Origin of the sequence: Bradyrhizobium genomosp. III (assembly GCF_000261705.1) — a bacterium.
Taxonomy (GTDB): Bacteria; Pseudomonadota; Alphaproteobacteria; order Rhizobiales; family Xanthobacteraceae; genus Bradyrhizobium; species Bradyrhizobium ottawaense.
In genome coordinates, this window is sequence record NZ_AJQF01000086.1 from 1 (window position 1) to 23,039 (window position 23,039).

The 23,039-nt window shown below is 64.8% G+C and carries 22 protein-coding genes and 1 tRNA gene; 15 read left to right on the forward strand and 8 right to left on the reverse strand.

Annotated features, from left to right (window positions below):
* Window positions 1–57 precede the first annotated feature (57 nt).
* The 4 genes from yihA to rpmH form a co-directional block, all read right to left on the reverse strand.
* A complete protein-coding gene (gene yihA / locus IC66_RS0108375; RefSeq protein WP_038947348.1) occupies window positions 58–711 on the reverse strand; it encodes a ribosome biogenesis GTP-binding protein YihA/YsxC in 654 nt (217 codons plus the stop codon).
* Window positions 712–894: 183 nt separating this feature from the next.
* Complete coding sequence (gene yidC, locus IC66_RS0108380; protein WP_038947350.1) at window positions 895–2,748, reverse strand: membrane protein insertase YidC; 1,854 nt, start codon at window positions 2,746–2,748, stop codon at window positions 895–897.
* A 16-nt stretch (window positions 2,749–2,764) separates the two neighbouring features.
* On the reverse strand, window positions 2,765–3,178 hold the full coding sequence (gene rnpA, locus IC66_RS0108385; protein WP_028140828.1) for a ribonuclease P protein component: 414 nt from the start codon (window positions 3,176–3,178) through the stop codon (window positions 2,765–2,767).
* Between the two features lie 28 nt (window positions 3,179–3,206).
* Window positions 3,207–3,341 carry a 50S ribosomal protein L34 gene (gene rpmH, locus IC66_RS43255; RefSeq protein ID WP_008542748.1) on the reverse strand — a complete coding sequence of 45 codons (135 nt, stop codon included), beginning with the start codon at window positions 3,339–3,341 and terminating at the stop codon, window positions 3,207–3,209.
* A 361-nt stretch (window positions 3,342–3,702) separates the two neighbouring features.
* Between rpmH and IC66_RS0108395 the strand changes: the two genes are divergently transcribed.
* From IC66_RS0108395 to IC66_RS0108410, 4 genes are all read left to right on the forward strand, one after another.
* Entirely contained in the window at window positions 3,703–5,202 is a 1,500-nt protein-coding gene (locus IC66_RS0108395) for an ATP-binding protein (protein WP_038947352.1), read from the forward strand.
* A gap of 303 nt (window positions 5,203–5,505) precedes the next feature.
* A tRNA-Arg gene (locus tag IC66_RS0108400) sits at window positions 5,506–5,582 on the forward strand.
* 84 nt (window positions 5,583–5,666) lie between these two features.
* Window positions 5,667–6,023: a 6-carboxytetrahydropterin synthase QueD gene (queD, locus tag IC66_RS0108405; protein ID WP_028140825.1), complete on the forward strand. Its 357-nt coding sequence runs from the start codon at window positions 5,667–5,669 to the stop codon at window positions 6,021–6,023.
* A gap of 117 nt (window positions 6,024–6,140) precedes the next feature.
* The gene (locus tag IC66_RS0108410) at window positions 6,141–7,043 is read left to right on the forward strand and encodes a hypothetical protein (RefSeq protein ID WP_028140824.1); all 903 of its coding nucleotides are present in this window, start codon (window positions 6,141–6,143) and stop codon (window positions 7,041–7,043) included.
* 15 nt (window positions 7,044–7,058) lie between these two features.
* Here the strand turns inward: IC66_RS0108410 and IC66_RS0108415 are convergent, their stop codons facing one another.
* Window positions 7,059–7,835, reverse strand: coding sequence for an IclR family transcriptional regulator (locus tag IC66_RS0108415; protein ID WP_038947353.1), 777 nt, complete (start codon window positions 7,833–7,835; stop codon window positions 7,059–7,061).
* 191 nt (window positions 7,836–8,026) lie between these two features.
* Here IC66_RS0108415 and IC66_RS0108420 point away from each other — a divergent pair, with 191 nt between their 5' ends.
* The 3 genes from IC66_RS0108420 to IC66_RS0108430 are packed head-to-tail and all read left to right on the forward strand — an operon-like array spanning window position 8,027 to window position 11,966.
* Window positions 8,027–8,818 (forward strand): enoyl-CoA hydratase/isomerase family protein, encoded by a 792-nt coding sequence (locus tag IC66_RS0108420; protein WP_038947354.1) that lies wholly within the window; start codon window positions 8,027–8,029, stop codon window positions 8,816–8,818.
* 3 nt (window positions 8,819–8,821) lie between these two features.
* Entirely contained in the window at window positions 8,822–10,909 is a 2,088-nt protein-coding gene (locus IC66_RS0108425) for an acetate--CoA ligase family protein (RefSeq protein ID WP_038947356.1), read from the forward strand.
* A gap of 22 nt (window positions 10,910–10,931) precedes the next feature.
* Window positions 10,932–11,966, forward strand: coding sequence for a tripartite tricarboxylate transporter substrate binding protein (locus tag IC66_RS0108430; RefSeq protein ID WP_049806496.1), 1,035 nt, complete (start codon window positions 10,932–10,934; stop codon window positions 11,964–11,966).
* Window positions 11,967–12,065: 99 nt separating this feature from the next.
* Here IC66_RS0108430 and rnk read toward each other — a convergent pair whose 3' ends face one another.
* Together rnk and IC66_RS0108440 are read right to left on the reverse strand one after the other, a co-directional pair.
* On the reverse strand, window positions 12,066–12,479 hold the full coding sequence (gene rnk, locus IC66_RS0108435) for a nucleoside diphosphate kinase regulator (protein ID WP_049801940.1): 414 nt from the start codon (window positions 12,477–12,479) through the stop codon (window positions 12,066–12,068).
* Window positions 12,480–12,489: 10 nt separating this feature from the next.
* Complete coding sequence (locus IC66_RS0108440) at window positions 12,490–12,954, reverse strand: GreA/GreB family elongation factor (protein WP_244429096.1); 465 nt, start codon at window positions 12,952–12,954, stop codon at window positions 12,490–12,492.
* Window positions 12,955–13,426: 472 nt separating this feature from the next.
* Here IC66_RS0108440 and IC66_RS0108445 point away from each other — a divergent pair, with 472 nt between their 5' ends.
* Window positions 13,427–14,092, forward strand: a complete 666-nt coding sequence (locus IC66_RS0108445) for a class I SAM-dependent methyltransferase (RefSeq protein ID WP_028140817.1) — start codon at window positions 13,427–13,429, stop codon at window positions 14,090–14,092.
* A 13-nt stretch (window positions 14,093–14,105) separates the two neighbouring features.
* Window positions 14,106–15,149 (forward strand): zinc-binding dehydrogenase, encoded by a 1,044-nt coding sequence (locus tag IC66_RS0108450; protein WP_038947359.1) that lies wholly within the window; start codon window positions 14,106–14,108, stop codon window positions 15,147–15,149.
* On the opposite strand, the gene IC66_RS0108455 is transcribed toward IC66_RS0108450, so the two are convergent.
* Window positions 15,142–16,317, reverse strand: coding sequence for an MFS transporter (locus IC66_RS0108455; RefSeq protein ID WP_085971666.1), 1,176 nt, complete (start codon window positions 16,315–16,317; stop codon window positions 15,142–15,144). The two genes, IC66_RS0108450 and IC66_RS0108455, sit on opposite strands and share 8 nt — an antisense overlap.
* A 201-nt stretch (window positions 16,318–16,518) precedes the next feature.
* On the opposite strand from IC66_RS0108455, the gene IC66_RS0108460 reads away from it, so the two are divergent.
* From IC66_RS0108460 to IC66_RS0108485, 6 genes are all read left to right on the forward strand, one after another.
* The gene (locus tag IC66_RS0108460; protein WP_028140814.1) at window positions 16,519–17,175 is read left to right on the forward strand and encodes a LysR family transcriptional regulator; all 657 of its coding nucleotides are present in this window, start codon (window positions 16,519–16,521) and stop codon (window positions 17,173–17,175) included.
* Between the two features lie 127 nt (window positions 17,176–17,302).
* Window positions 17,303–19,459: an exopolysaccharide transport family protein gene (locus IC66_RS0108465; RefSeq protein ID WP_038947362.1), complete on the forward strand. Its 2,157-nt coding sequence runs from the start codon at window positions 17,303–17,305 to the stop codon at window positions 19,457–19,459.
* Window positions 19,460–19,461: 2 nt separating this feature from the next.
* The gene (locus IC66_RS0108470) at window positions 19,462–20,628 is read left to right on the forward strand and encodes a glycoside hydrolase family 5 protein (protein WP_049806492.1); all 1,167 of its coding nucleotides are present in this window, start codon (window positions 19,462–19,464) and stop codon (window positions 20,626–20,628) included.
* 58 nt (window positions 20,629–20,686) lie between these two features.
* On the forward strand, window positions 20,687–22,246 hold the full coding sequence (locus IC66_RS0108475; RefSeq protein WP_038947364.1) for a hypothetical protein: 1,560 nt from the start codon (window positions 20,687–20,689) through the stop codon (window positions 22,244–22,246).
* 102 nt (window positions 22,247–22,348) lie between these two features.
* Complete coding sequence (locus tag IC66_RS0108480; protein ID WP_028140810.1) at window positions 22,349–22,567, forward strand: hypothetical protein; 219 nt, start codon at window positions 22,349–22,351, stop codon at window positions 22,565–22,567.
* A 10-nt stretch (window positions 22,568–22,577) separates the two neighbouring features.
* Window positions 22,578–23,036 carry a hypothetical protein gene (locus IC66_RS0108485; protein ID WP_038947365.1) on the forward strand — a complete coding sequence of 153 codons (459 nt, stop codon included), beginning with the start codon at window positions 22,578–22,580 and terminating at the stop codon, window positions 23,034–23,036.
* The last annotated feature ends 3 nt before the right edge of the window (window positions 23,037–23,039 follow it).

A 23,039-nucleotide genomic window follows, 5' to 3' on the forward strand; every position in this document is an offset into this window, starting at 1 on the left:
CGACGCCGGCGGCGCCCATCAAACCGGCAAGTCCGATCAGCAGGCGCTGCGCCACCATCACGTAGCGCGCTCTTCCAGCAGTTTCGCCATCGCGGCGCGCAAGCTCTCCATGCCGGTCGAGCTGCGTGACGAGGTCGCGAGCACGTTCGGGAACGAGGCCGGATGCCTGGCCAGCGCCGCCTCGGTTTCGGCGATGCGCGATTGCAGCTCGGAGGCCTTCACCTGGTCGGCCTTGGTCAGCACGATCTGGTAGCTGACCGCGGAGCGGTCGAGTGTCTTGAGGACCTCGAGGTCGACCTCCTTGAGGCCATGCCGCGCGTCGATCAGCACGTAGACGCGCGCAAGCGAGGCGCGTCCCAGCAGGAATTTGTGGATCAGCTCGGTCCAGGACGCCACCTGGCTCTTGGGCGCCTTGGCATAGCCGTAGCCGGGCATGTCGACCAGGCGCAGGTCGGTCTTGCCGGGGACCTCGAAGAAGATCAGCTCCTGGGTGCGTCCCGGCGTATGCGAGGTGCGCGCCAGCGCGTTGCGCCCCGTCAGCGCGTTGATCAGGCTCGACTTGCCGACATTGGAGCGCCCGGCAAAGGCGACCTCCAGCCCCGCCATCGGCGGCAGCGTCTGGATCGAGGGCGAGGCCCAGATGAACTGCCAGTCGCGCGCGAACAGCTTCCGCCCGGCCTCGATCAGCTTGTCGTCTGATTTATCGGTCATCTGGAAAGTCTATCCTCGCGTCTTGGCCGGGCAAAAGCGCGAAGCGCGTCTTCCCATTCAAATGTCCCGGCCATCCACGTCTGTCTGCGCGGTACCCTCCAAAATGTGGATGCCCGGGACAAGCCCGGGCATGACGCTGTGGAGGCATTTGCGCCCGCATGACCGGGCACGCTTCGTGTGCAGCTACGTCGCCTTCTTCGCGAACGTCGCCTTGAGATTATCGAACAGCTCCACCTTCACCCCGTTGCGGCGCATGATGTAGCTCTGCTGGATCACCGAGAGCAGGTTGTTCCAGGCCCAGTAGATCACGAGGCCCGCCGGGAAGCCCGCCAGCATGAAGGTGAAGATCAGCGGCATCCAGTTGAAGATGATCTGCTGCGTCGGGTCCGGCGGTGTCGGGTTCAGCTTCATCTGGAACCACATCGTGATGCCCATGATGATCGGCCAGATGCCGAGCGCGAGGTAATGGCCGAACACCGGGATCGTGGTCGGATCGAACGGGATCAGCCCGAACAGGTTGAACAGGTTGGTCGGATCCGGCGCCGAGAGGTCCTTGATCCAGCCGTAGAACGGCGCGTGCCGCATCTCGATGGTGACGAACAGCACCTTGTAGAGCGAGAAGAACACCGGGATCTGGATCAGCACGGGGAGACAGCCGGCGACCGGATTGATCTTCTCCTTGCGGTAGATCTCCATCATCTCCTGCTGCTGCTTCACCTTGTCGTCGGGATAACGCTCCTTGAGCGCCTGCAGCTGCGGCTGAACCGACTTCATCTTCGCCATCGAGGCGTAGGACTTGTTCGCCAGCGGGAAGAACAGCAGCTTCACGATCACGGTCACGAGCAGGATCGAGATGCCGAAATTGCCGAAGAAGCGGTAGAAGAAGTCGAGGCCGAGGAACATCGGCTTGGTGATGAAGTAGAACCAGCCCCAGTCGATCAAGAGATCGAAATGGTTCAGCCCCAGCTCCTTGTTGTAGCCGCCGAGGCCGGCGAACGGGAACACGCCGACCACGCCGGCTTCCTTGGCGCCGGCGAACAGCCGCGCGTTCGCCGTCGCAGTGCCGCCGATCGCGACGGTGACGGGGTCGAGCAGATAATCGGTCTGGTAGGTGTGGACGTTGCCGGATGGGTTCGACGAGAAGCGCGCCTGCAGCTGGGCATTGGTATCCGGCAACAGCGCCGAGGCCCAGTACTTGTCGGTGATGCCGAGCCAGCCGTTGGTGACCTTGAAGTCCACCTTCTTGCTTTCGTCGATCTTCTTGTAGGCATATTCCTGCAGGCCCTGGTCGCCGAGATAGCCGATCAGGCCTTCATGCAGGATGTAGTAGCCGGAGACCTGCGGCGCACCGTGGCGCGAGATCAGCGCGAACGGATAGAGCGTAACCGGCGCATTGCCGACATTGCTCACCTCGTCCTTGATGGTGAAGAGATAATGGTCGTCGACCGCAATGGTGCGGCGGAAGGTGAGACCATCGCCATTCTCCCATTTCAGCACCACCGGCGTCGTCGGCGTCAGGCTGCCGCTGCCGTCCTGCTGCCAGACGGTCTGGGCATCAGGCATCTTCGCCGTCACGCCCGTCGCCGCCACCCAGCCGAATTCGGCGTAATAGGGCTCCGCGGTGCCCGAGGGCGAATAGAGGATGATCGGCGGCGACTTCGGATCGACCGTTTCGCGGAATTGCACCAGCGCGATGTCGTCGATGCGGCCGCCCTTCAGCGCGATGCTGCCGGCAATCCGCGGCGTGTCGATCTTCACGCGCGGGCTGGCTGCAATCGCGGCCTCGCGCGCCACCACGGGCTGGGCCTGCTGGGTCGCGCCCGGCGTTGCCGGCTGAGCGGCGTTGCCCGGCTGCTGCGGCGCCGCGCCCGGCGTCGCGGAGGCCGACGGCTGCGGCGTGGTCTTCTGGAGCTCGGCCTGCGTCTGCTGCTGGGCGCGCTGCTTCTCCATCGCCGGCACATTGTAGAAATACTGCCAGGCGATCAGGACGAGGCCCGACAGAATGACGGCGAGGATGGTATTGCGATTGTCGGTCATCTCTGGGGTCTCGTCATCATTCCGGTTTGCGGCTGGCAGCAGGAGCGGGGCGGGGCCCGGTACGGTCAGTCCTCGGGCTGCGTCCATTCGCAGGTCCCTTGGCCGTATGCCGCGCCGGCTTCGTGAACGCCATGCGCAGATCGTCGAGCATGGTGGCGAAGTCGCGCGAGAGCGCGCCGCTTCGTCCGACCAGGACATAATCATGATGGGGCTGCATCGACACCGGATCGAGCCGCTTCACCAGTTCGCGAAGCCGGCGCCGGATACGATTGCGCGCGGGGGCGTTGCCGTTCTTTTTGGTAACGGTGAAGCCGATACGGATCGGGCCGCCGTCATCGCGGGGGCGGCTTTGCAGGACGAACGCGGGACTGTTCACCCGCGCGCCATTGGCAACGGCGAGGAAATCCGCCCGCTGCCTCAGCCGATCCATGATGAAATCCCGGAAAAGGGGGTCCGGCTCAGGCGCTCAGACGCTTGCGGCCGCGAGCGCGGCGGGCGGCGAGAACCTTGCGGCCGCCGGCAGTGGCGAGACGGGCACGGAAGCCGTGACGGCGCTTGCGCACCAGTTTGCTGGGTTGATAAGTCCGCTTCACGGGTTTTTCTCCGCTGACCGGGCAATTTGCCTGTAGAATTGATGGTAAAGTCCCGAAGATGCGGCCCAAAACGGGCCGTTTCCGGCCCCAAGAGAGCCGCTCCCGGTGTCGCACCGGGTCATCGCGGACAATTTGGCCGGCTTATAAGCGAGCGCCTTGTTTTCGTCAACGCCGCACAAGCGCACGATTCCGGTGAATATCGCTGTTTGTGCGGGGTTTTTAACCCTTGAGGTGGCGACTCGCGATATCAGCGCTTACATCCCACCTCGGCAGATTAGCGATCCGTAATTTGACCGGACCGAGGTCGGGCCGCATCTTCATACTGCCAATCCTTCATCCGCCAAAGGCGAGGGCGACTTTCGTGGCAACGACAGACCTCCAGCCGGTCCAGGATCAGGATCAGCCGGACCCGCCGGCGATGCGCCCCCGTGGGACGCGCGGGCTCGGGCTGTCAGGCAAGTTGTTGCTGCTCACGGTCCCCCTGGTGATGATCGCGGCCGTGCTGCTCTATGTGCCCGCCATTGCCAACTTCTGGGTCAACCGGCTCAACGACCGCGTCGCCGCCGCCAACACGGCGGCGCTGGTGCTGGATGCGGCGCCGCTCGGCATGGTTCCCGATTCGCTGTCGCGCCAGATCCTGAAAAGCATCAATGCCCGCGCCGTCGCCATCAAGATGGGCCAGCAGCGCCGATTGCTCGCCAGCGACAACATTCCGGCCGCCATCGAGCATGACATCGACCTGCGCGACATGACGGCCTGGGACGCGATCACTGGCTCGTTCCGGATGATGCTGGAGACCGGCAACCAAGCCATCCGCATTGTCGGCCCCGGCGTCGGCACGGCCCAGTTCATCGAGATCGTGACCGACGAATTGCCGCTGCGGCAGCAGATGTACCGGTTCTCCCGCAACGTCGTGGTGGTCGCGCTGATCATCGCCGCGCTGACCGCGGGCCTCGTCTATCTGGCGCTTCATTATCTCTTCGTCCGCCCGATGCGGCGGCTGACCGCGAGCCTGGTCGGCTTCCACGAGAACCCCGAAAGCTCGGCGGGGATCATCGTGCCGAGCCAGCGCAGCGACGAGATCGGGGTCGCCGAGCGCGAATTGTCGGACATGCAGCGCGATTTGATGTCGATGCTGCATCAGAAAAGCCGGCTCGCCGCCCTTGGCCTCGCCGTGTCCAAGATCAACCACGATCTGCGCAATCTGCTGGCCTCGGCCCAGCTGCTGTCGGATCAGCTCGCCAGCGTGCCGGATCCGCGGGTGCAGCGCTTTGCGCCAAAGCTGGTGCGCTCGCTCGAGCGTGCCATCGCCTTCTGCCAGTCGACGCTGTCCTACGGCCGCGCCCAGGAGGCCGCACCGGACCGCCGCATGATCCTGATCGAACCTGTCGTGCTGGAGGTGCGCGAGACCGCGGGCCTCGCCTCCGACGCCTCGATCGCCTGGGTCGCCGCGATCGATCGCGGGCTTGCGGTCGATGCCGATCCCGATCAGCTGTTCCGGGTGCTGCTCAACCTCGTCCGCAACGCCGCCCAGGCGCTGGAAAGTCACGCCTCCGGCGAGGGTGGGGTGCAGCAGATCCGGATCACGGGAAAACGCGAGGGCGCTGTCGCAATTCTCGAGGTTTCCGACACCGGCCCCGGTGTCCCCCAGAAGACCCGGGAGCACCTGTTCGAGGCGTTCCAGACCTCCGGCCGCCCCGGCGGCAGCGGCCTTGGCCTCGCCATCGCCGCCGAGCTGGTCCGCGCCCATGGCGGCGACATCCACTTGGTCGAAGGCACCATCGGCGCCACTTTCCGTATCGTCATCCCCGACCGCCCCGTCGAGCTCCTCTCCATCCGCAACGAGCGGCAGAGGGCGTAAGTCGGCCAAAGGCCGAGTTCTTCCGTCATTGCAGGGTCTGGAGCACTCATCTATCCGTCATTCCGGGGCGCGACGACGTCGCGAGCCCGGAATCCATAGCCACCAGCCGGGGTTATGGATTCCGGGCCTGGCCCATAAGGCCATGCCGGAATGACACCGACCCCCGTCATTTCCTTGCAAAATCTCCCCATCCCGGACCTTGCCAACCGCGGCAAGAGCGGTTAGTCAGAGCGCTCTTTCGCACCCCTCCGGCGCTGTCCGGAGGCTGCCTGCGGGCTTAGGTCCGCACTGTTCGCGAAAAACGCGCCCGTAGCTCAGCTGGATAGAGCATCAGACTACGAATCTGAGGGTCGGACGTTCGAATCGTTCCGGGCGCGCCATTCTTCGCCGAAAGGTCAGGACCTAGCAGCATCTGGTCGCCAGACGGGCCCGAGACCGGATGGCGATGCCGTGTGAGGAGCGGAATGAAGATATCGCAGGCGTTCAAGTTCGAGGCGGCGCATCGGCTGCCGAACGTGCCCGAGACCCACCGATGCCGCCGGCTGCACGGTCATTCCTACCGGGTCGAGGTCCAACTGGACGGGCCGGTCGATCCGCACACCGGCTTCGTCGCGGATTTCTTCGACATCGAAAAATGCTTCGCCGACATCTTGGGCGCGCTGGATCACCACTGCCTGAACGAGGTCAAAGGCCTCGAGAACCCCACCGCCGAGAATATCGCGATCTGGATCTGGGACCGGTTGAAGCCGAGCCTTCGACAGCTGTCGGCGGTCCGGGTCTATGAAACGGCGGATTGCTGGGCCGAATATAACGGGCAGTGACGACGGTCCTGCTCTGACTTGGCCGGGCCATCCGCTCGATAGAGCATCAGGCGACGGATCTGAGGGGCGGACGTTCGAATTGTTCCGGGCGCGCCGTTTCGGTAGTAAGTACGTCCCATGCGTACCATCGATCGTCTGTTCTCCTGCCTCGTTCTGTTCCTTGCAATCGCAGCCGTCCCGGTGCTTCCCGCGCGCGCGGCCGAAACCTGCCCGTTCATCAGCGCCCAGGATCTCGCCCGTGCGATGCCGGCGCTCAAATGGTCACTGATTTCAAATCAGGACGGCCGCGGCTGCATCTACCAGGCCGGGCGCGGCGACACGATGATGCTCTCCGTGTTCCGCAATCCCGACAAGGACCGCGCCAGGGAATTGTACGCGACCTTCGTCAAGACGCTTGGCGAGCGCATGCCGCTCAACGCAGTCGCGGGGATCGGCGACGAAGGCCAGGGCGGAACGAGCGCGGCCGGCGCGGAGCGCCAGGAAGCCTCGGTCGTCGCCTTGTCAGGCGATTACATTCTGCAGATCACCGTCTATCCGATCGGCCGGCGCGCTGATGAAGCGCTGCTCGGGCCGGTCACCGAAGCCGCGCGCGTGGCCATAGGCAGCGTGAGCAAGAGCAGCGAACGGTTCGGCAATTGCGAGTGGCTCACGGCTGCGGATGCCGACGGCTTTCTCGACAAGAGCACGCTGACGGTGCAGCGGACCGGCGCGGGCAGCTGCATGATGTTCGATCGCGAGGCCAACACCATGACCGTCGCGGTGATCGCGACCTCGCGCGACACCGCCATCGGCATGATGAAACGCGCAGGCCCCTGCAAGCACACGGCGATACAAGAGCTCGGCAGTGAAGCGTTCGGCGAGTATTCCTGCACCAAGGGCAACGGCAACGCCGTCACCATCTATGTCTGGAAGAACGGCAGGCAGGCTTCGATCCTGTTCGCGCCGGTCAAGCCGCATCCGGAGTCTGGCTCGGTCGAGCGCCTGAAGGCGGTCGCCGGGCGGGTCTATGGGAAATTGTAACGGCGCCGGCCTGCTTCAACCGCCCGCCAGCGCCTCCTTGCACTTGGCCGCGAAGGCGTTGAGGTAGGCGCCGATCTCGCTGGCCAGCGCCTCGGACCGATCGACATTCTGCAGGCTCATGTTGAGCGCGTAGACCGGAAGCCCGGCCAGCACGATGGGCGTGGCAACGGCGAGAACGCCGGGTTGCCACGACACCGCGCAATAGCCGTTGCGTTCGACCGAGCGAATCGATGTCCTGACGTCCGCAAGCAGCGCCTTGGCGGCCGCAGTGCTGCGCCGCTTGAACAGTTTCAGCAATCGCTCGCGCTCGGCCTCGGCAATGCCGGCCAGATAAGCGCGACCGAGCGACGTCAACTCCATCGGGACCTGCTGGCCGGCGACCACGTTCCGCAGTGCCGCGCGCGGGCTGTAGCGGATCGACTCCAGATAAACCATCATGGTGCGATCCGCGGTCGCGAGCCCCACGTTGAGCCGGCGCTTGGCCGATTCGGCCCGCATCATCGGTCCGATCGCGTTGAGCACCGGTGATCCCGTCCGCATCGCGTGACCGATGCTGATGACGGATGCGGCAAGCCGGTAGGTCCGCTGGTTACGGACCTCGTCGAGCATCCCGGAATTGACCAGCGCTCGCGTCAGCCGGCTGACCGTCGATCGCGGCAATCCTGTTCGCTCCGAAATCTCGCCGTTGCCAAGCGTGTCGACGCCGGGCCGGAACGACCGGAGGATCTCGATGCCCCGTTCGAGCGAGCGGTTGCCGTCAACCCCGCCCGCATATCTGCGCGCCTGCGCCACATCCAGCCTCCGCCGCGATTTCCACTTAGTGGAATTAAGGGGATGTTTAGGGGTGCGCAAGCCGCTATCAACACGGCGAAGAAGAATGCCCGGCCGCGCTGGGGCTCAACGAGGAAACGGCACGGCCGAAATCGGCTCGACATCCGCAATGCGTCGCGGCGATCGATCCGACTCCAACCAGGGAGCTCGCCATGTCCTATCAGCTCATCGAATTTTCCGTCGAGGCCGGTGTCGCGACGATTGCATTCAACCGGCCGGACCGGCGCAACGCCATGAGCGACGACATGCGCGCCGAGTTCGTCGCTGCGCTCGAAACCGTGGCTCGCGAGAGGGCCATCAAGGCTCTGGTGCTGACGGGGCGCGGCGGTGCGTTCTGCGCCGGCGGCGATATCAGCGGAATGAAGCGCCGGCTCGCGGCGCCGCAGGGCGAAGTTGCATTCAACGGATGGAGCCGTCAGCAGGGCGTGCATTACGTGCAATCGTTCCTGCTCGGGCTGCCGAAGCCGACGATCGCCGCCGTCAACGGCGCCGCGGCGGGCCTCGGTGCGGACACCGCGCTGGCCTGCGACTTCGTCATGGGCACGGAGCGATCGAAGTTCACCTGGTCCTACATCAAGCGCGGTTTGATCCCCGACGGCGGCGGCCTGTATTTCCTGCCGCGCCGGGTCGGGCTTCCCAAGGCGAAGGAGCTGATCTTCACCGGACGCGTCGTCGAGGCCGACGAAGCGCTCGCGCTCGGCATCGTCGATCGCAAGGTGACCTCGAGCGAGCTCCTGTCGGCCGCGCAGGCCTGGGCGGTCGAACTGGCTCAGGGCTCTCCCACCGCGTTGGCGTTGGGCAAGAAGATCCTGAACGAGACGTTCGAGCATTCCGCGCACGACATTTTCAGTCTCGGCAGCCAGGCGCAGGCCATCTGCTACACCAGCGCGGAGCATCGCGACGCCGTGACGGCGTTCCTTGCGCAATCCGCGTCGAAGGATTGAGCCATGGATGCGATCGAACGCCTGATCCGGCCGCGTAGCGTCGCTGTCATCGGTGCATCGGCGGACCCGAGCAAGACGTCGGGGCGCCCGGTGTCCTATCTCCGGAAGCATGGCTTTGCGGGTGCGATCTATCCCGTCAATCCGAAGGTCGCGGACATCGGCGGTCTGACCTGCTACCCCGACGTCGCCTCGCTGCCCGATGTGCCTGATGTCGGTCTTGTCCTGCTTGGCGCGGAGCGCGCGCACATCGCGGTGCGCGAATTGTCCGAGCGGGGGGCTGCCGCCGCGATCGTTCTCGCCAGCGGTTTCACCGAAGCCGGGGCGGAAGGCGCCGCGCGCCAGCAACAGCTCATGCAAGCCGCCGGCTCCATGCGGATCCTCGGGCCGAACACGATCGGCCTCGTCAACCTCACCGACAATATCGTGCTGTCGGCGTCGGGCGCGCTGGCGATGGATGACTTCCCGGCGGGATCCATCGGGTTGATCTCGCAGAGCGGGGGCATTCTCGGAGCCTTGCTGTCGCGCGCTGCGGCGCGCGGGGTCGGGCTGTCGAAGCTGGTGTCGACCAGCAACGAAGCCGATCTCGAACTCGCTGATTTCATCGACTTTCTCGCCGGCGACAGCGCAACCAGCGTCATTGCGCTCTATGTCGAGGCGATCCGCAATCCATCTCGCTTTCGCGAGTCGATTCTGAAGGCGCGACGCGCCGGCAAGTCAATCGTCGCTTTCAAGATCGGACGATCGGAGGCAGGCGCACAAGCGGCCGTCTCGCACACCGGCGCGCTTGCCGGCTCGGACCGCATGTATGACGCCTTGTTCAGGCAACTCGGCGTGATCCGCGCCAGGACGTTCGAAGACCTGCTCGATATTCCCGCAGCCCTTGGCGCGGGATGGAAGCTGTCCGGCCGGCGTGTTGCGATCCTCACCTCGACCGGCGGCGCCGGCACGATCGTATCAGACAGTCTCGGCGTCGCCGGCTTTGCAACGCCCGCCCCCGACCCTGAGACTGCCGCGCAATTGCGCGCCCTGCAGTCGGGTCCGCAAGCCAATCTCGATCGCAATCCGATCGATGTGACCCTGGCCGGTCTGCAGCCCGATCTGCTGCGCGCCGCCATCCGCATCCTGCTCGCAAGTCCCTCTTACGATGCGCTGGTCGTCATTGCCGGCTCGTCAGCCGTGGGATCGCCGGGCCTGATGGCCGACGCCATCCACGACTGCCTGCCGCTCAGCGACAAGCCCGTCATTGCCTATGTGAGCCCCTACGCGCCCAAGGTGGTTTCCGTCCTCACCCGCCGAGGCGTCCCGGCCTACACCTCCGCCGAGAGCTGCACGGCTGCGCTCGACGGGCTCTTGCGGGCCGGAGCGCCGGAGCAGGTCCAGACACCCACCTCGCCCCTGACGGCGGCCGATGTCAGCGACTTCCCGACGGGATCGCTCGACGAAGCACAGGCCAAGGCGCTGTTCGCCCGCTTTGGTGTTCCGGTCGTGGCAGAGAAAGTGGTCGCGACGGCGCGCGAAGCCGAGCAGGCGGCGCGCGACCTCGGCGGCCGGGTCGTGCTCAAGATCCTCTCGCGCGAGATCGCGCACAAGAGCGATGTCGGCGGCGTCGCGGTCAACCTGACCGCCGAAACCATCGGCAGCCGCCTGATGAAGATGGCGGACGAGGTCGAGGCCAAGGTCGGGACGCGACCGAACGGGTTCCTGGTGCAGGAGATGGTTTCAGGCGGCGTCGAGATCATTCTCGGAATGCATCGCGATCCCCTGGGAACGGCCATCCTCCTCGGAATGGGCGGCGTCACCGCCGAACTGTTCAAGGACACGACGATGCGCCTGCTGCCAACGGGTGCCGGCCTCAGCCATGCCGACGCCCTCGCGATGGCGCGCGATCTCGTCACATGGCCATTGCTGGACGGTTTTCGCGGCCGGCCGAAATGCGATGTCGAAGCGCTCGCGGAAGCGGTCGTCGCTTTCTCGCGCATGGTTGCGCAATTCGGCGATCACCTCGTCGAGGCCGAAATCAACCCGGTCTTCGTGCTGCCGGCGGGCCGGGGCGTGAAGGCAGCAGACGGATTGGTTGTTCTCGATGTCTGAACAAAATCGGATGGAGCTCCAGATGGCCAGCGGCGGAATCATCAATCACGACGGCGCGCGCAGGAAAGGCTTCGCCGTGCGGCGCTGGCTGAACCTCGCCATCCTCGCTTGTGCCGTCGTGCTGGCGGTCGCCGGGCTGGGCGCCTCGCCGGCGCGCGCGGAATATCCCGACAAGATCATCAAGATCGTGGTGCCCTTCGCAGCCGGCGGCGGGACCGACATCATGGCGCGAACGACGGCGCAGGAAATCCAGACGGATCTCGGCAAGTCCGTCATCATCGAGAACAAGCCGGGCGCCGGGACCATCATCGGGACCCAGACGGTGGCGACCAGCGAGCCCGACGGCTATTCGCTGCTGATGGCGACCTTCGCGCACGCGGTCAATCCGAGCCTGTACAAGAAGCTGCCGTTCGATCCGCACAAGGATTTCGCGGCGGTCTCGTTGATCGCGCGATCCTTCAATATCGTCGTCGTCAACCCCGCATCCAAGATCAACTCGATCTCCGATTTGATCACTGAAGCCAAGGCCAATCCCGGCAAGCTCAATTTCGGGACGTTCGGCACCGGCACCTCGGCCCATCTCGCGGGCGAGCTGTTCAATGCGATGGCGAAGGTCAAGATGACGGCGGTGCCCTACAAGGGCGCGGCGCCTGCGATCAGCGATCTCTTAGGCGGACAGATCGACGTGATGTTCACCACGGTGGCGAGCGCAGCGTCGCTGGTAGCTGCAGGCCAGCTCCGGGCGCTGGCTGTCACGTCAGCCGAACGTTCGGCGGCATTTCCGCAATTGCCTGCTGTCGCCGAGGCCGGAGTGCCCGGCTACGCCGCCGAATCCTGGTACGGATTGTACGCTCCGGCCAAGACGCCCGCTCCGGTGATTGCGCGTCTCAATCAGGCCATCGCAAAGGCGGTTCAGTCCGGCGCTTTCAAGAAGCTTGAGGCCAACGAAGGCCTCATCATGGTCGGCGGCGCTCCGGAACAGCTCGATCGCTATGTCGCGCAGGAGGAGGAACGCTGGCGCAAGCTGATCAAGGATGCCAACATCGAGGTGCAATAGGACAGCAGGAGGGTGCCTGCGCATTGCGAAACATTGCGCAAGCACGCTCCGCTTCTATCTGGCTTCGCTAGAGTGTTCTGCTCGGTCGGATGACAGCCCTCATTCGGAGACGGCCAGAACGGTCAGCCCCCTGGTGCGCTTGTCCGGCGTCTCGAACTCGATCCGCTGCCCCACCGAGAGGCCGATCAGGGCCGCGCCAACAGGCGTCAGGATCGAGACCCGGTTGAGTTCGATGTTCGCCTCGTGCGGATAGACCAGCACGATCTCCCGGCTGGCACCTTTCTCGTCATCGCGATAGGTCACTTTGGAACCCATCCTGACCACGCCGCGCAAATCGTTCTCTGCGGCGACCGACGCGCGCTCCAGTTCGCGTGCCAGAAACTGCGCGACACGGGGAAACAGATCCATGGTCGAATTCGCCAGCGAGCTGAGACGTCGCGATTCGTCTTCCGTGATCTTGATCGGCGGCAACGCCGGCTGGTCGCGCCAAATCTCGGCTTCGAAGTTGTGCATTTGAAATCTCCTATGCTGCAGTTGGTCCGGGATCGTCATCGCGCGGCTTGCTGCGCCGATGAGCCCGGAAGAGCGGGACGACGTTGGGGCTTGATTGGGTGACGTTCTGAACCCTGACGACGTTCAGGCAGCCGGCGAGGATGTATGGCATTTGGTCGCCGACCCGCAGGCCGATCAAGGCAGCCCCCAATGGTGTCAGGACCGAAATGCGGGCGGGATCCGACCAACACTCCTCGGGCCAGGCCAATTGCACGATGCGACGCGGAACGCCCCAGTTCGTGCAACAGGTGACCCATGATCCCACGGTCACGCGCGAACGGAGATCGTCCCAATCGTTCGGCACGATGTCGGCGCGGTTGATCTCACTGATGAGGAATATCCCGTCCAGGTCGCCTTTTTGGGCGGCAAGGCGGGCAAGCCGTTCGAGTCGCGGATAGTCCGATGCGGTGAGCGCGATTTTTGGAAGAGGCAGCACGGCACACTCCTTCTGCTTCAAGACGACCTCTCAGGGCGAGGTCACGAAAGCTGGAAAAGAGCCCGGACGGCGCAAGCACCGTCCGGCTAACCGCCTGCTTGGAGGCGGCCGGCGTGAAGACCAAAGCGCGCGGTGCGCGCATCTATGTCGACGACATATGCCATGACATCCTGACTATAGTGATTCATTTCACGGCGACCATTGCGGCGAAACCGCACAGTCGCGAGCGATCGAACCGTCGCCGGCAGTCTATGATTTGGATTTGGCGGCGATGCGAGCTTCAGAGTCCACGGCTCTGCTGCCAGCAACGGAACCTCCGCCGGCGGCTGACGGTCTCGTCTCAGGATTCCCCATCATTGATCTGAAGCAATGATGATCTCGACCACCAATGCTAGAACGACTCGCAAGTCGCGACTCAGGGCTCCCCGGCCAGTCGCGGCAATCGCAGCGCGTGTTGGAATCTGAGGGCTCAATGGGACGACTACTGAATATCGTGACGCCGCTGCATACGGCGACGAAGCGCGACTACATGGGCCGCATGAACGACGACAAGATCGGCTGCTCGCTGAAAGCGCGGGAATACGAGGCCGACTATTGGGACGGCGACCGCCGCTTCGGCTATGGCGGCTACCGCTTCATCGAGGGGCGCTGGGCGCCGGTCGCCAAGGCGCTGATCGAGACCTATGGCCTGAAGAACGGCTCCAGCGTGCTCGACGTCGGCTGCGGCAAGGGCTTTCTGCTGTACGAGATGCAGAAGATCCTGCCGGGTTTGAAGGTTGTCGGCTTCGATATCTCCAAGCACGGCCTCGAAAATGCACACGAGCAGGTGAAGCCCTACCTCTTCAACTATCGCGCCCAGGACATCTACCCCTATGGCGACGACAGTTTCGATCTCGTCATCTCGCTCGGCACCCTGCACAATCTTCGGCTGTACGAGCTCGAAGCGGCGCTCAAGGAGGTCGAGCGGGTCGGCAAGAACAAATACGTCATGGTCGAGGGCTACCGGAACGTCGCCGAATTGCACAACCTCGAATGCTGGGCGCTGACGGCGGAGTCGATCCTGCATACGTCGGAATGGATCTGGCTCTACGGCAAGCTCGGTTACACCGGCGATTACGAATTCATCTATTTCGAGTGATCGGGCGCTCCTCATGGACATCAAGACTGCCAAGGCGGCCATTCTCGTCGAATCCGGCAAGCCGCTGATCGTCGACGAGTTCACCTTGCCCGACAGGCTCGAACACGGCCAGGTGCTCGCGCACGTGCACACGTCGAGCATCTGCGGCGCGCAGATCAACGAGATCGACGCCGTCAAAGGCGTCGACAAGTTCCTGCCGCATCTTTTGGGACACGAAGCGCTCGCCACGATCGTCGAAACCGGACCCGGCGTGGTCTCCTGCAAGCAGGGCGACACCGTCGTCATGCATTGGCGGCCCGGCAAGGGCATCCAGTCCAATACGCCGGCCTATTCCTGGCGCGGCAAGCGCCTCAATGCGGGCTGGGTCACCACCTTCAATGAATATGCCGTGGTTTCGGAGAACCGTGTCACGCCCGTTCCCGCCTCGATCGACCGCACCAGCGCGCCACTGCTCGGCTGCGCGGTGACGACCGCACTCGGCGTCGTCAACAACGACGCGCAGATCGCCATCGGCGAAGCCGTCGTCGTGTTCGGCGTCGGCGGTGTCGGGCTGAACATCGTGCAATTTGCCGCGATGGTCGGCGCCTATCCCGTCATCGCGATCGACCGCCTCGACAACAAGCTGGCGATGGCGAAGGATTTCGGCGCCACCCACACCATCAACTCCGAAGCGGTCAAGGATGTCGCTGCCGCGGTTCGCGCCATCACCGGTTCGGACGGGCCCGACAAGGTGGTAGAGACGACGGGCGTCAAGAATCTGATCGAGCTCGCCTACGAGATCACGGCCAAGAAAGGCCGTTGCATCCTGGTCGGCGTTCCCCGCGAGAAGGCCGAGATCTACACGCTGCCGTTACATTTCGAGAAGGTGCTGAAGGGCTCGGAAGGCGGGCAGTGCCAGCCGGCGCGCGACATCCCGCGTCTCGTTCGCCTGAGCGACGCCGGCAAGGTGAGCTACCGCGGGATCGTGACCCACGAGTTCGCGCTCGACGACGTCAACGACGCGCTGGATTTGATGCGCAGCGGCACATCGGGGCGGATCCTGCTGAACATCAGCTGAGCGCGGCGGCGACGACGCCGACAACATGCCGACGCTGGCGCTGCAGCAGCCAGGCTGCGATCGCCATGTTCACGATGTTCCAGGCGATGCCGTTGACCAGCGCCGAAGCGTAAGAGCCGGTCCAGTCGTAGATCGCGCCGGCCATCCACGCCCCCAGCGCCATGCCGGCGAGCGTGACCGAGATGGCGAGGCTGACGCGAAAGCCGGCTTCCCGCGCCGGGAACAGCTCACGGACGATCACCGCATAGCTCGGCACGATGCCGCCCTGCGCCAGGCCGAAAATGGCGGATACGACGTAGAGTGAGACCAGCCCGTTGAACGGCAGATAGAGCGCGAGTGCCATGGCCTGCATCGCCGAGCCCAGCAGCAAGGTCGGCAGGCCGCCGATGCGGTTCAACAGCCAGCCGAAAACAAAGCGGCTCGCCACGCTGAAGCCGAGCATGACCGCCAGCATTTCGGCACCGCGCGCAGAGCAGTAGCCGAGGTCGCCGCAATAGGCGACCAGATGGACCTGCGGCATCGCCATGGCGACGCAGCAGCAGATGCCGGCTAACGCCAGCAGGCCCTGGGTGACGGAAGGGGGCAGGCCGATGGTCTGCATCGTGCTGCCGCTGCCCGCCGCTTCGCGTGCTGCCATGCGGACGACGGGTCGCCGCAGCAAAACCAGAGACAGCGGCAGCATCGTCGCCAGGCAGAACAGGCCGATGCCGATATGGGTCTGCCGCCAGCCATACGCGGCGATGGCGTGCTGGACGATCGGTGGCCAGACCACGCCGGCCAGAGAGCTGCCGGCCATCGCCAGGGAAATGGCAAGGCCGCGGTGCTTGTCGAACCACAGCGAGACGTCGGCGACCAAAGGCGCGAAGCTGGCCGCGCCGCCGAGGCCGATCGTGAGACCTGAGATCAGCGCGAACACGAACAGGCTTGGTGCGAAGGCGGTGAGGACGTAGCCGAGACTCATCAGGACCGTGCCCCCGGCCAGCGGCGGCAGGATGCCGAAGCGATCTGTCAGGCGGCCGATAACGATGCCGCCGATCATGAAGCCGATGATGGCGAGCGTGTAGGGCAGCGTTGCCTCGGCGCGGGGCGCGTTGAAATCGGCCTGCACCGCCGGCAATGCCACGACCAGCGACCACATACCGACGCAGCCCAGGGTGCTGAGTGCCATGGAGACGGTGAGGCGAATCCAGGAATAGAAGTTTTCGATCGACGGCGTTTCGGGTGGCACTGCGACAGGTTTCCTCGGGCTGGGCTGGGATCGGCCCTGGGGTATCGCTCGCCGTCAGCGGCGACAAAGCAGGATTTCTCTTTTGTCGCGCGAGCGAAACTCATGCATCCTGCCGGCTTCCCGCATCGCCCGGAGCCGGCCATGACGTATCTGCTGCCGCCACTCAATGCCCTGCGCGCCTTCGAGGCCGCCGCCCGCCATCTCAGCTTCAAGCAGGCCGCTCACGAGCTGCACGTCACGGCCGGTGCCGTCAGCCAGCAAGTCCGCCTCTTGGAGGAGCGGCTGGGGGTGCAGCTGTTCGAGCGACGGACACGGCAGATCATTCTGACCGCTGCCGGCGAAACCTATCTGGCGCGGGTCCGGGAGGCGTTTCGCTGTCTTGCCGAGGCCACCGCCGAGCTCAAGCCCGAGGGCGTCACAAGCCTGCTGCATATCGGCCTCCACGCCAGTTTTGCGATCGATGCGTTGCGGGCGCGCCTGGCGCAGTTCCGCCGGGCCGAGCCCCAGCTCGCCATTCGCATCAGCCAGCCGGCGGGGCTGCACGAGCTGCTCGAAGGCAAGGTCGACGTCGTGATTGCGGACAGGGTGCAGCGCTGTCCCGGCTACAGGTGCGAGCCCCTGCAGAGCGGCTTCCTGATCGGGCCGCTTGGCACTGCCGATTGTCCGGAGATCGAAACCTTGCGGTCCTGCCTGCTTGGCGATGTCGAGCGCGCGCGGCCGGCCGCGCCGAGGGCGCCGCTGGCTGCCAGTGCGGCAGGCCCGGCACGCAGACCATCCAAGCCGTTCTTTTCCGCCTGAACGGGCCGGTTCGCAGGCATTTGCCATGACGGCTTCGCGCGCCGGCCGTAACCGCCGGTTAACCATGGATATTTACGGTGTCGAAAGCCTCTGAACTGTGACTGTCAGTTGATTTCGAGTCGAGCCCATGGCGTTCGGTAGCCGCGCAACTCCGCGAAGCATCGCCCCGACGGAGCCTGCGGCTTCGTGGGAAGCGCCGCGGGCTGCGCGGATGAAACCTGACGGCGCCGTGCCGGCGCTGATCAAGGGATCGCTGACCGTCACCGGTGTGCTGTCTTTCCTGCGCGAGAACGGCCGGCGCATTCTGACGCTGGCGGTGGCGCTGTTCGCCCTCGGCGTCGTCGTTCTGATGATTCTGCCGGTCCGGTACGCCGCGACCGCCCTGGTCGTGCTCGATCCCCGGGAGCTGCGCGTGACCTCGGATCAGGAGGTGCTGCCGGGCATCGGCCAGGACGCCGCGGCGCTTCAGAGCCAGATCGAGATCGCCAAATCGGACGGCTTTCTCCGCCCCCTGATCGAGCAGCTCAAGATCGCCGATGACGATGACATCGCGGGCGGTCATACCGACATGACGCGCCTGCTCGAGAAATTCCGTAACCGCCTCGAGATCACGCGGCGCGGGCTCACTTACGTCATTGCCATTTCCTTCACCTCGAACCGCTCCGAGCGGGCCGCTTACTACGCCAACGCCATCGCCGCGGCGTTCGTTGCCAGCCAGGGCCGCGTCCGCACCGAGGCCACGGACGAGGCGGCCGACTGGCTCAAGGACCGGCTGAAGACGCTGAACGAGCGGCTGCGCGCATCGGAAGACGCCGTCGCCGCCTTCAGGCTCGAGCACAAGATCCTCAATGCCGGCAAGGATTCAACCACGCAGCAATTGCGGGTGACCGATCTCAATCAGCAGGTCTCCGCCGCCCGTCTTCGCACCGAGGAAGCCAAGGCGCGCTACGAGCAGGTGCAACGCGATCTCAAGGCCAATGTCGAAGGTCCCGTGAAGCAGGACCTGCTGAGCATGCTGCGCGCGCAGCGCTCGACGCTGAACGACCAGATCGCGCAAAAGAAGGCGGTGTACGGCGAGCGCCATCCCGATCTTGCGATCTCCTATAGCCAGCTGGCCGATATCAACCGGCAGATCGAGGTCGAGCGGAAAAAGAACATCGACACGGCGAAGTCCGAATATGAGGCTCAGCTGGAGCAGCAGAACGCGCTGGAAAAGCAGCTCAAGGCGGTCGAGACGCAGATGCTGGTCGACGGCCAGGCGCTGGTGAAGCTGCAGGAGCTGCAGCGGGACGCCGATGCCAACAGGAACATTTACGAACAGTTCCTGTCGCGGTTCAAGACGACCAATGAGCAGCGTCAGCTGCAAAACTCCCAGACCAAGATCGCTTCGCCCGCCATTCCGCCGTTGCGCTCGACCCGTCCGCCGCTCGCTTTGCTGCTGGCGGCGCTGGGGATCGGCTCGCTGCTGACATCGACCGCCGCCACAGCGGCGATGACGAGCATGTCCGGCGGGCCTGGGCCTGCCGAGGCCGCCGTGCATGCGGGGGCGCAGGACACGCAAGTCCAGCAGCAAGCCCAAACTCAAGTCCAGCCTTCCGCCGCTGCCGCGCCCCGGCCCGAGGCGATGCCGCGCCTTCCCGTCTGGGCCCGCATTCCTGATCTGGCGTCCGGGACTGCGACCAACACCGTCTGGCAAAGACCGATCGCCGCCTCGGTCGAGCTCGATCTCGGCGCCTATCTGCGGCCGCTGCTCGAGCGGATCGATCGCGTGCCGGTGCGCGGTTGCAAGGTCGCCCTCGTGCTGTCGGTCGGCAAGAGTGCTGGCGGCAACACCGTTGCGCGCTCGCTCAATCGCGCCGCCGTGAACCGCGGCATGATGAGCGTATTGATCCGGCTGCAGCCGGAATTCGCAGGTCACCAGCCGCCGGTGACCGAATGGAACGACGGCTCGACCACGGCGGGACTTCAGTCGATCGACGAGCTTCTCAGTGCCGGCCGAAAGGCAGACGCGAGGCCCGAGGACGATATTCGTTCGGAGTTCGATCTGATCATCGTCCATGCCGGCAATCTCGCCTTGCAGCCCGACGCCATCGCGCTGGCGGCGCATGCGGACCTGATTGTCCTCGTGGCGCGCGCCGGCGAGCTCGGTTCGGCGGCGATGCGCCGGGTGACCGCGGCGTTGTCGCGGTATGAGGCCGTGCCGACGGGTCTGGTCGTCAATCACGCGCCTGCGGGTTCGCAGGCGCCGCACCCCGAGGACGGCGCATTGGGTCTTGCGGTTTGACGATGACAGCGTCGCGCCGTCGTTGGCTGACTGCTGCGATGCTGCTGTCGATCTCATTCGGAGCGCCGGCCTTCGCCGACACTTGCGTGCCCGTGCCGCAGACGGTTGCGCCGGAGAGGCTCGCTGCACTGTCGCGCGGCTTCAATGCCGACGGCTGGATCAACGGTGAGGTGCCAAGCCGCGAATTGCTGCAGCAATTGCGCCGCGCTGGAATGACTCACGTCCGGTTGCCGGTGCCGGCAGAGCGCGTGATGCCTCGTTTCGCCGCAAAGGCCGAGCGCGACGAGACGCTGCGTGTGCTCGACAAGGCGCTGAAGCAGCTCACCGCACTCGGCTACGTTACGTCAGTCGATCTTCATCCCGGCGAGCGCTTCAATCGCCTGCACAAGGAGGATCCGGACGCGGCGCTGCGCGAGATGCAGGACGCCTGGAGCGGACTTGCAGAGGTCATTCGCTCCTATCCGGCCGACCGCGTCTTCGCAGAGCTGCTCAACGAGCCCGATATCGACGCCGACACATGGCAGAGGCAGGTCGAGGCGCTCGCCGGCCTCGTCCGCAGATTGCTTCCCGCCACCACCCTCATTGTCGGTCCGGTCAACTGGCAGCGTGCGGATTCGCTGCCGCGGTTTCGTCCGCTGGAGGATCCCGACATCGTCTATGCCATCCACTTCTATGATCCCATGGTGTTCACCCATCAGGCTCACTGGGATGCGCAGGATCCGCTGCACGACATCATCGATCTGCCTTATCCGATCAATGCCGGCGATCCCAAAGTGCAGGCGCTGCGCCAGGATCTGCAGGCGAGGGGCGCGACCCAGGCGCTCGGCATGCTCGACGTCGCAATCGCCGCCGCCAAGGACAAGCCGCAGGCCGATCGCTGGCTCGCACCGGCGCTCGCATGGCAGCAGCAATTCAAGCGACCGATCATCGTCAACGAGTTCGGCGTGCTGAAAGCCGGCGCGCCGAGACAAAGCCGGCTGCGCTGGCTGGCGGACGTCACCGCTTATGCCAGGGAGCATTGCTGGGGCTGGACGCATTGGGAGCTGGCGCAGGGCTTTGGCCTCGTCGATCGCAGCACCGGCAGGCCCGATCCCGACGTGATGCGGGCGCTGCTCGGCGCGCGCCCCGGCCCGGCCGGCGCTGACATCGCACCGGTTCGCTATCGTTAAGGAATCCTTTCACATCGCCCCGCTATCGTGCTCGACGCGCGCTGCCAAAGGACGATTGATGGGGGCCGGTGACTTAACCCAGGTTCAGACCGTGCCGGCCGAGCCATCGCCGCCGGCCTGGCGCGAGCTGGTTCCGACACTCTGTATCGCCGTGGCGGCGATCGGCTTTGCTCCGGTCCTGCATTTGGCCTATCCGGCCCTGGCCATCGTGGTCGAGGTCCTCATCGGTATCGCCATCGTGCTGGCGGTCCCGACCTACGCGCCGGCCATCGCCATCTTCGTCCTGTTCTTCCAGAACCTGTTCGTCTCGATCCTGTCGCCGCTGGTCCCGCTGCCGTCCGATCTCGACTTCATCAAGGGCTACAATTTCCTCGTTTGCTCCGTGATGTGGCTGGCGACGTTCGGCCTTTACGTGCTGGGCCAGAGGAATCAATCGGCTGAGGTGAACCAGATCATGCGCTGGGGTGTCGTCACCCTCGCCGTGGTGTCGCTGTATTTCGCGATCGGCTTCATCCAGGACGGACAGCCGGCTGCGGTCTATCTGCGCAATATCGTGCTGCCGCTGTTCCTGTTCCAGCTCTCGCTTCTGACCGCCGCGACCTATGAGGTGCGCATCACCCCGTTCCTGGTGACGCTCGCGGTCATCCTTCTGCTGTGCGGGTATGTCGAACTCGTCTTCCGCGATCTCTGGCTGGCCATCACCAACAGCTATACGTTCTGGGGTTTCGACGAGCTCAAGGCGACCCATTCGGGTGTCTGGGAAGCTCAGATGCGGGCCACCGGCAACGTGCCCGTCGACCTCAAGGACCGCTTCAGCTTCGATTTTCTGAACACGCCCTTGCTCGAAGGGTTCGGCCTGTCGAAGATGCTGCGCATCAACGGTCCGAACATGCACCCGATCAGCTTCGCTTACGGCGTCGGCTTTCTCGCCCTGTTCCTGTTCTCGGTGGGACGGCCGCTGCTGGCCCTCGCAGCATTGCCGCTGCTGATCTTTTGCAGCGTGAAGGGCGCACTCATCGTGGTGATCTTCGTGGTCGCGGCCTGGATCGCGACCCGTCTGATCGGCGCCGTGGTGACGTTGTTGCTCGGCTTCCTCGGCATGGCCGCCTTCGCGGTTCTGGCGATTCGCCTCGGGCTGCAGATCGGCGACTATCACGTCATTGGACTGATGGGCGGTTTGGACGGATTCGTGCAGAGACCTTTCGGCCGGGGCCTCGGCATTGGTGGCAATTTGTCGGAGAGCTACTTTTCCATCGACTGGAGTGCCGCACAGGCCGCCGGGACGATCGACGGCGCGGTCGAGAGCGCGATCGGCGTGCTCCTGTACCAGATGGGCGTTGGCGCCTTTGTGCTGCTGGCCTTCTATTTCGCGATGGCGCTTAGGGCATGGCGCCTCTACGCCTCATCGGGCTATCTGACGCAGGGTCTCGCCGGCTTCGGCGTCATGGTCGTGCTGCTCAACGGATTGTTCCAGGAAGAGGCCTTGTTCGCGCCACTCGCGCTCGGGCTCATGCTCTCGCTCACGGGCCTCGTCATCGGCAGCCATGTGAGAATGCAGGCCGTCGCCCGCGAGGATGCGGCAGTCGAGCAGCTCACCGGCTACCAGTCCGTGGCGTAGCTCAGCGTCAGGCGCGCACACCTGAACGCTCCGACGCAGGAACTTCCACTTTTTCCCGGCGTTGGTCTCGCGGGTCGCAGCACAAACGGCCGGCTCCGCACGATGAAGAACTTCTCCAACGCTGAATTTTCACCCGAGGTGATCGCGATCATGACGGGCGCCCTGGAAGCCGCGGTTGCGAGCCTGCCGGAGCCCGTGCAAGCTTCGCACGTCAACATGCTCGCCGAATCCATCCTGCGCACGGCCGCCGCGGGCGAGCGCAACGTCGCCAACCTGCAAAGGATCGCCTTGATGGAGCTGCAACTGGTGCCGCGCGAGTGATGAGGTGGACATGAAGACGACATTCGCAGCTGTCGCAGCGCTCCTTGCCACGCTGTCTGCCGCCCAGGCAGAGAGCTGGACGGCCTACCGCATCGCCGAGTCCGGAACATCGGTGGACATTCCCGTTTCGCTCTTCACGGAGTTGGCAGGCAAGCCCGACGGCTTCGGCCAGCAATTTCGCACCTCCGACGGCAGAGCTGATCTCACCGTACAGGCCGTTTCCAACAGCCAGGGTCTTTCGCCGGCTGCATTCCTGGCCAGGAAGAGTCCGCCGTCCGGCATCATCTACAAGCGTGTCGCCCCGAATTTCTTCGTCGTCTCCAGCATCAAGCGCGACAAGATCTGGTACGACCGCTGCAACTTTTCGCGCGGCTATGTGCACTGCGTGCTGATCAATTATCCCGCGGCCGAAAAGCGGCAATGGGACCGCGTTGTCACGCGGATCAGCCACAGCCTCAGCGGCGGTTGAACT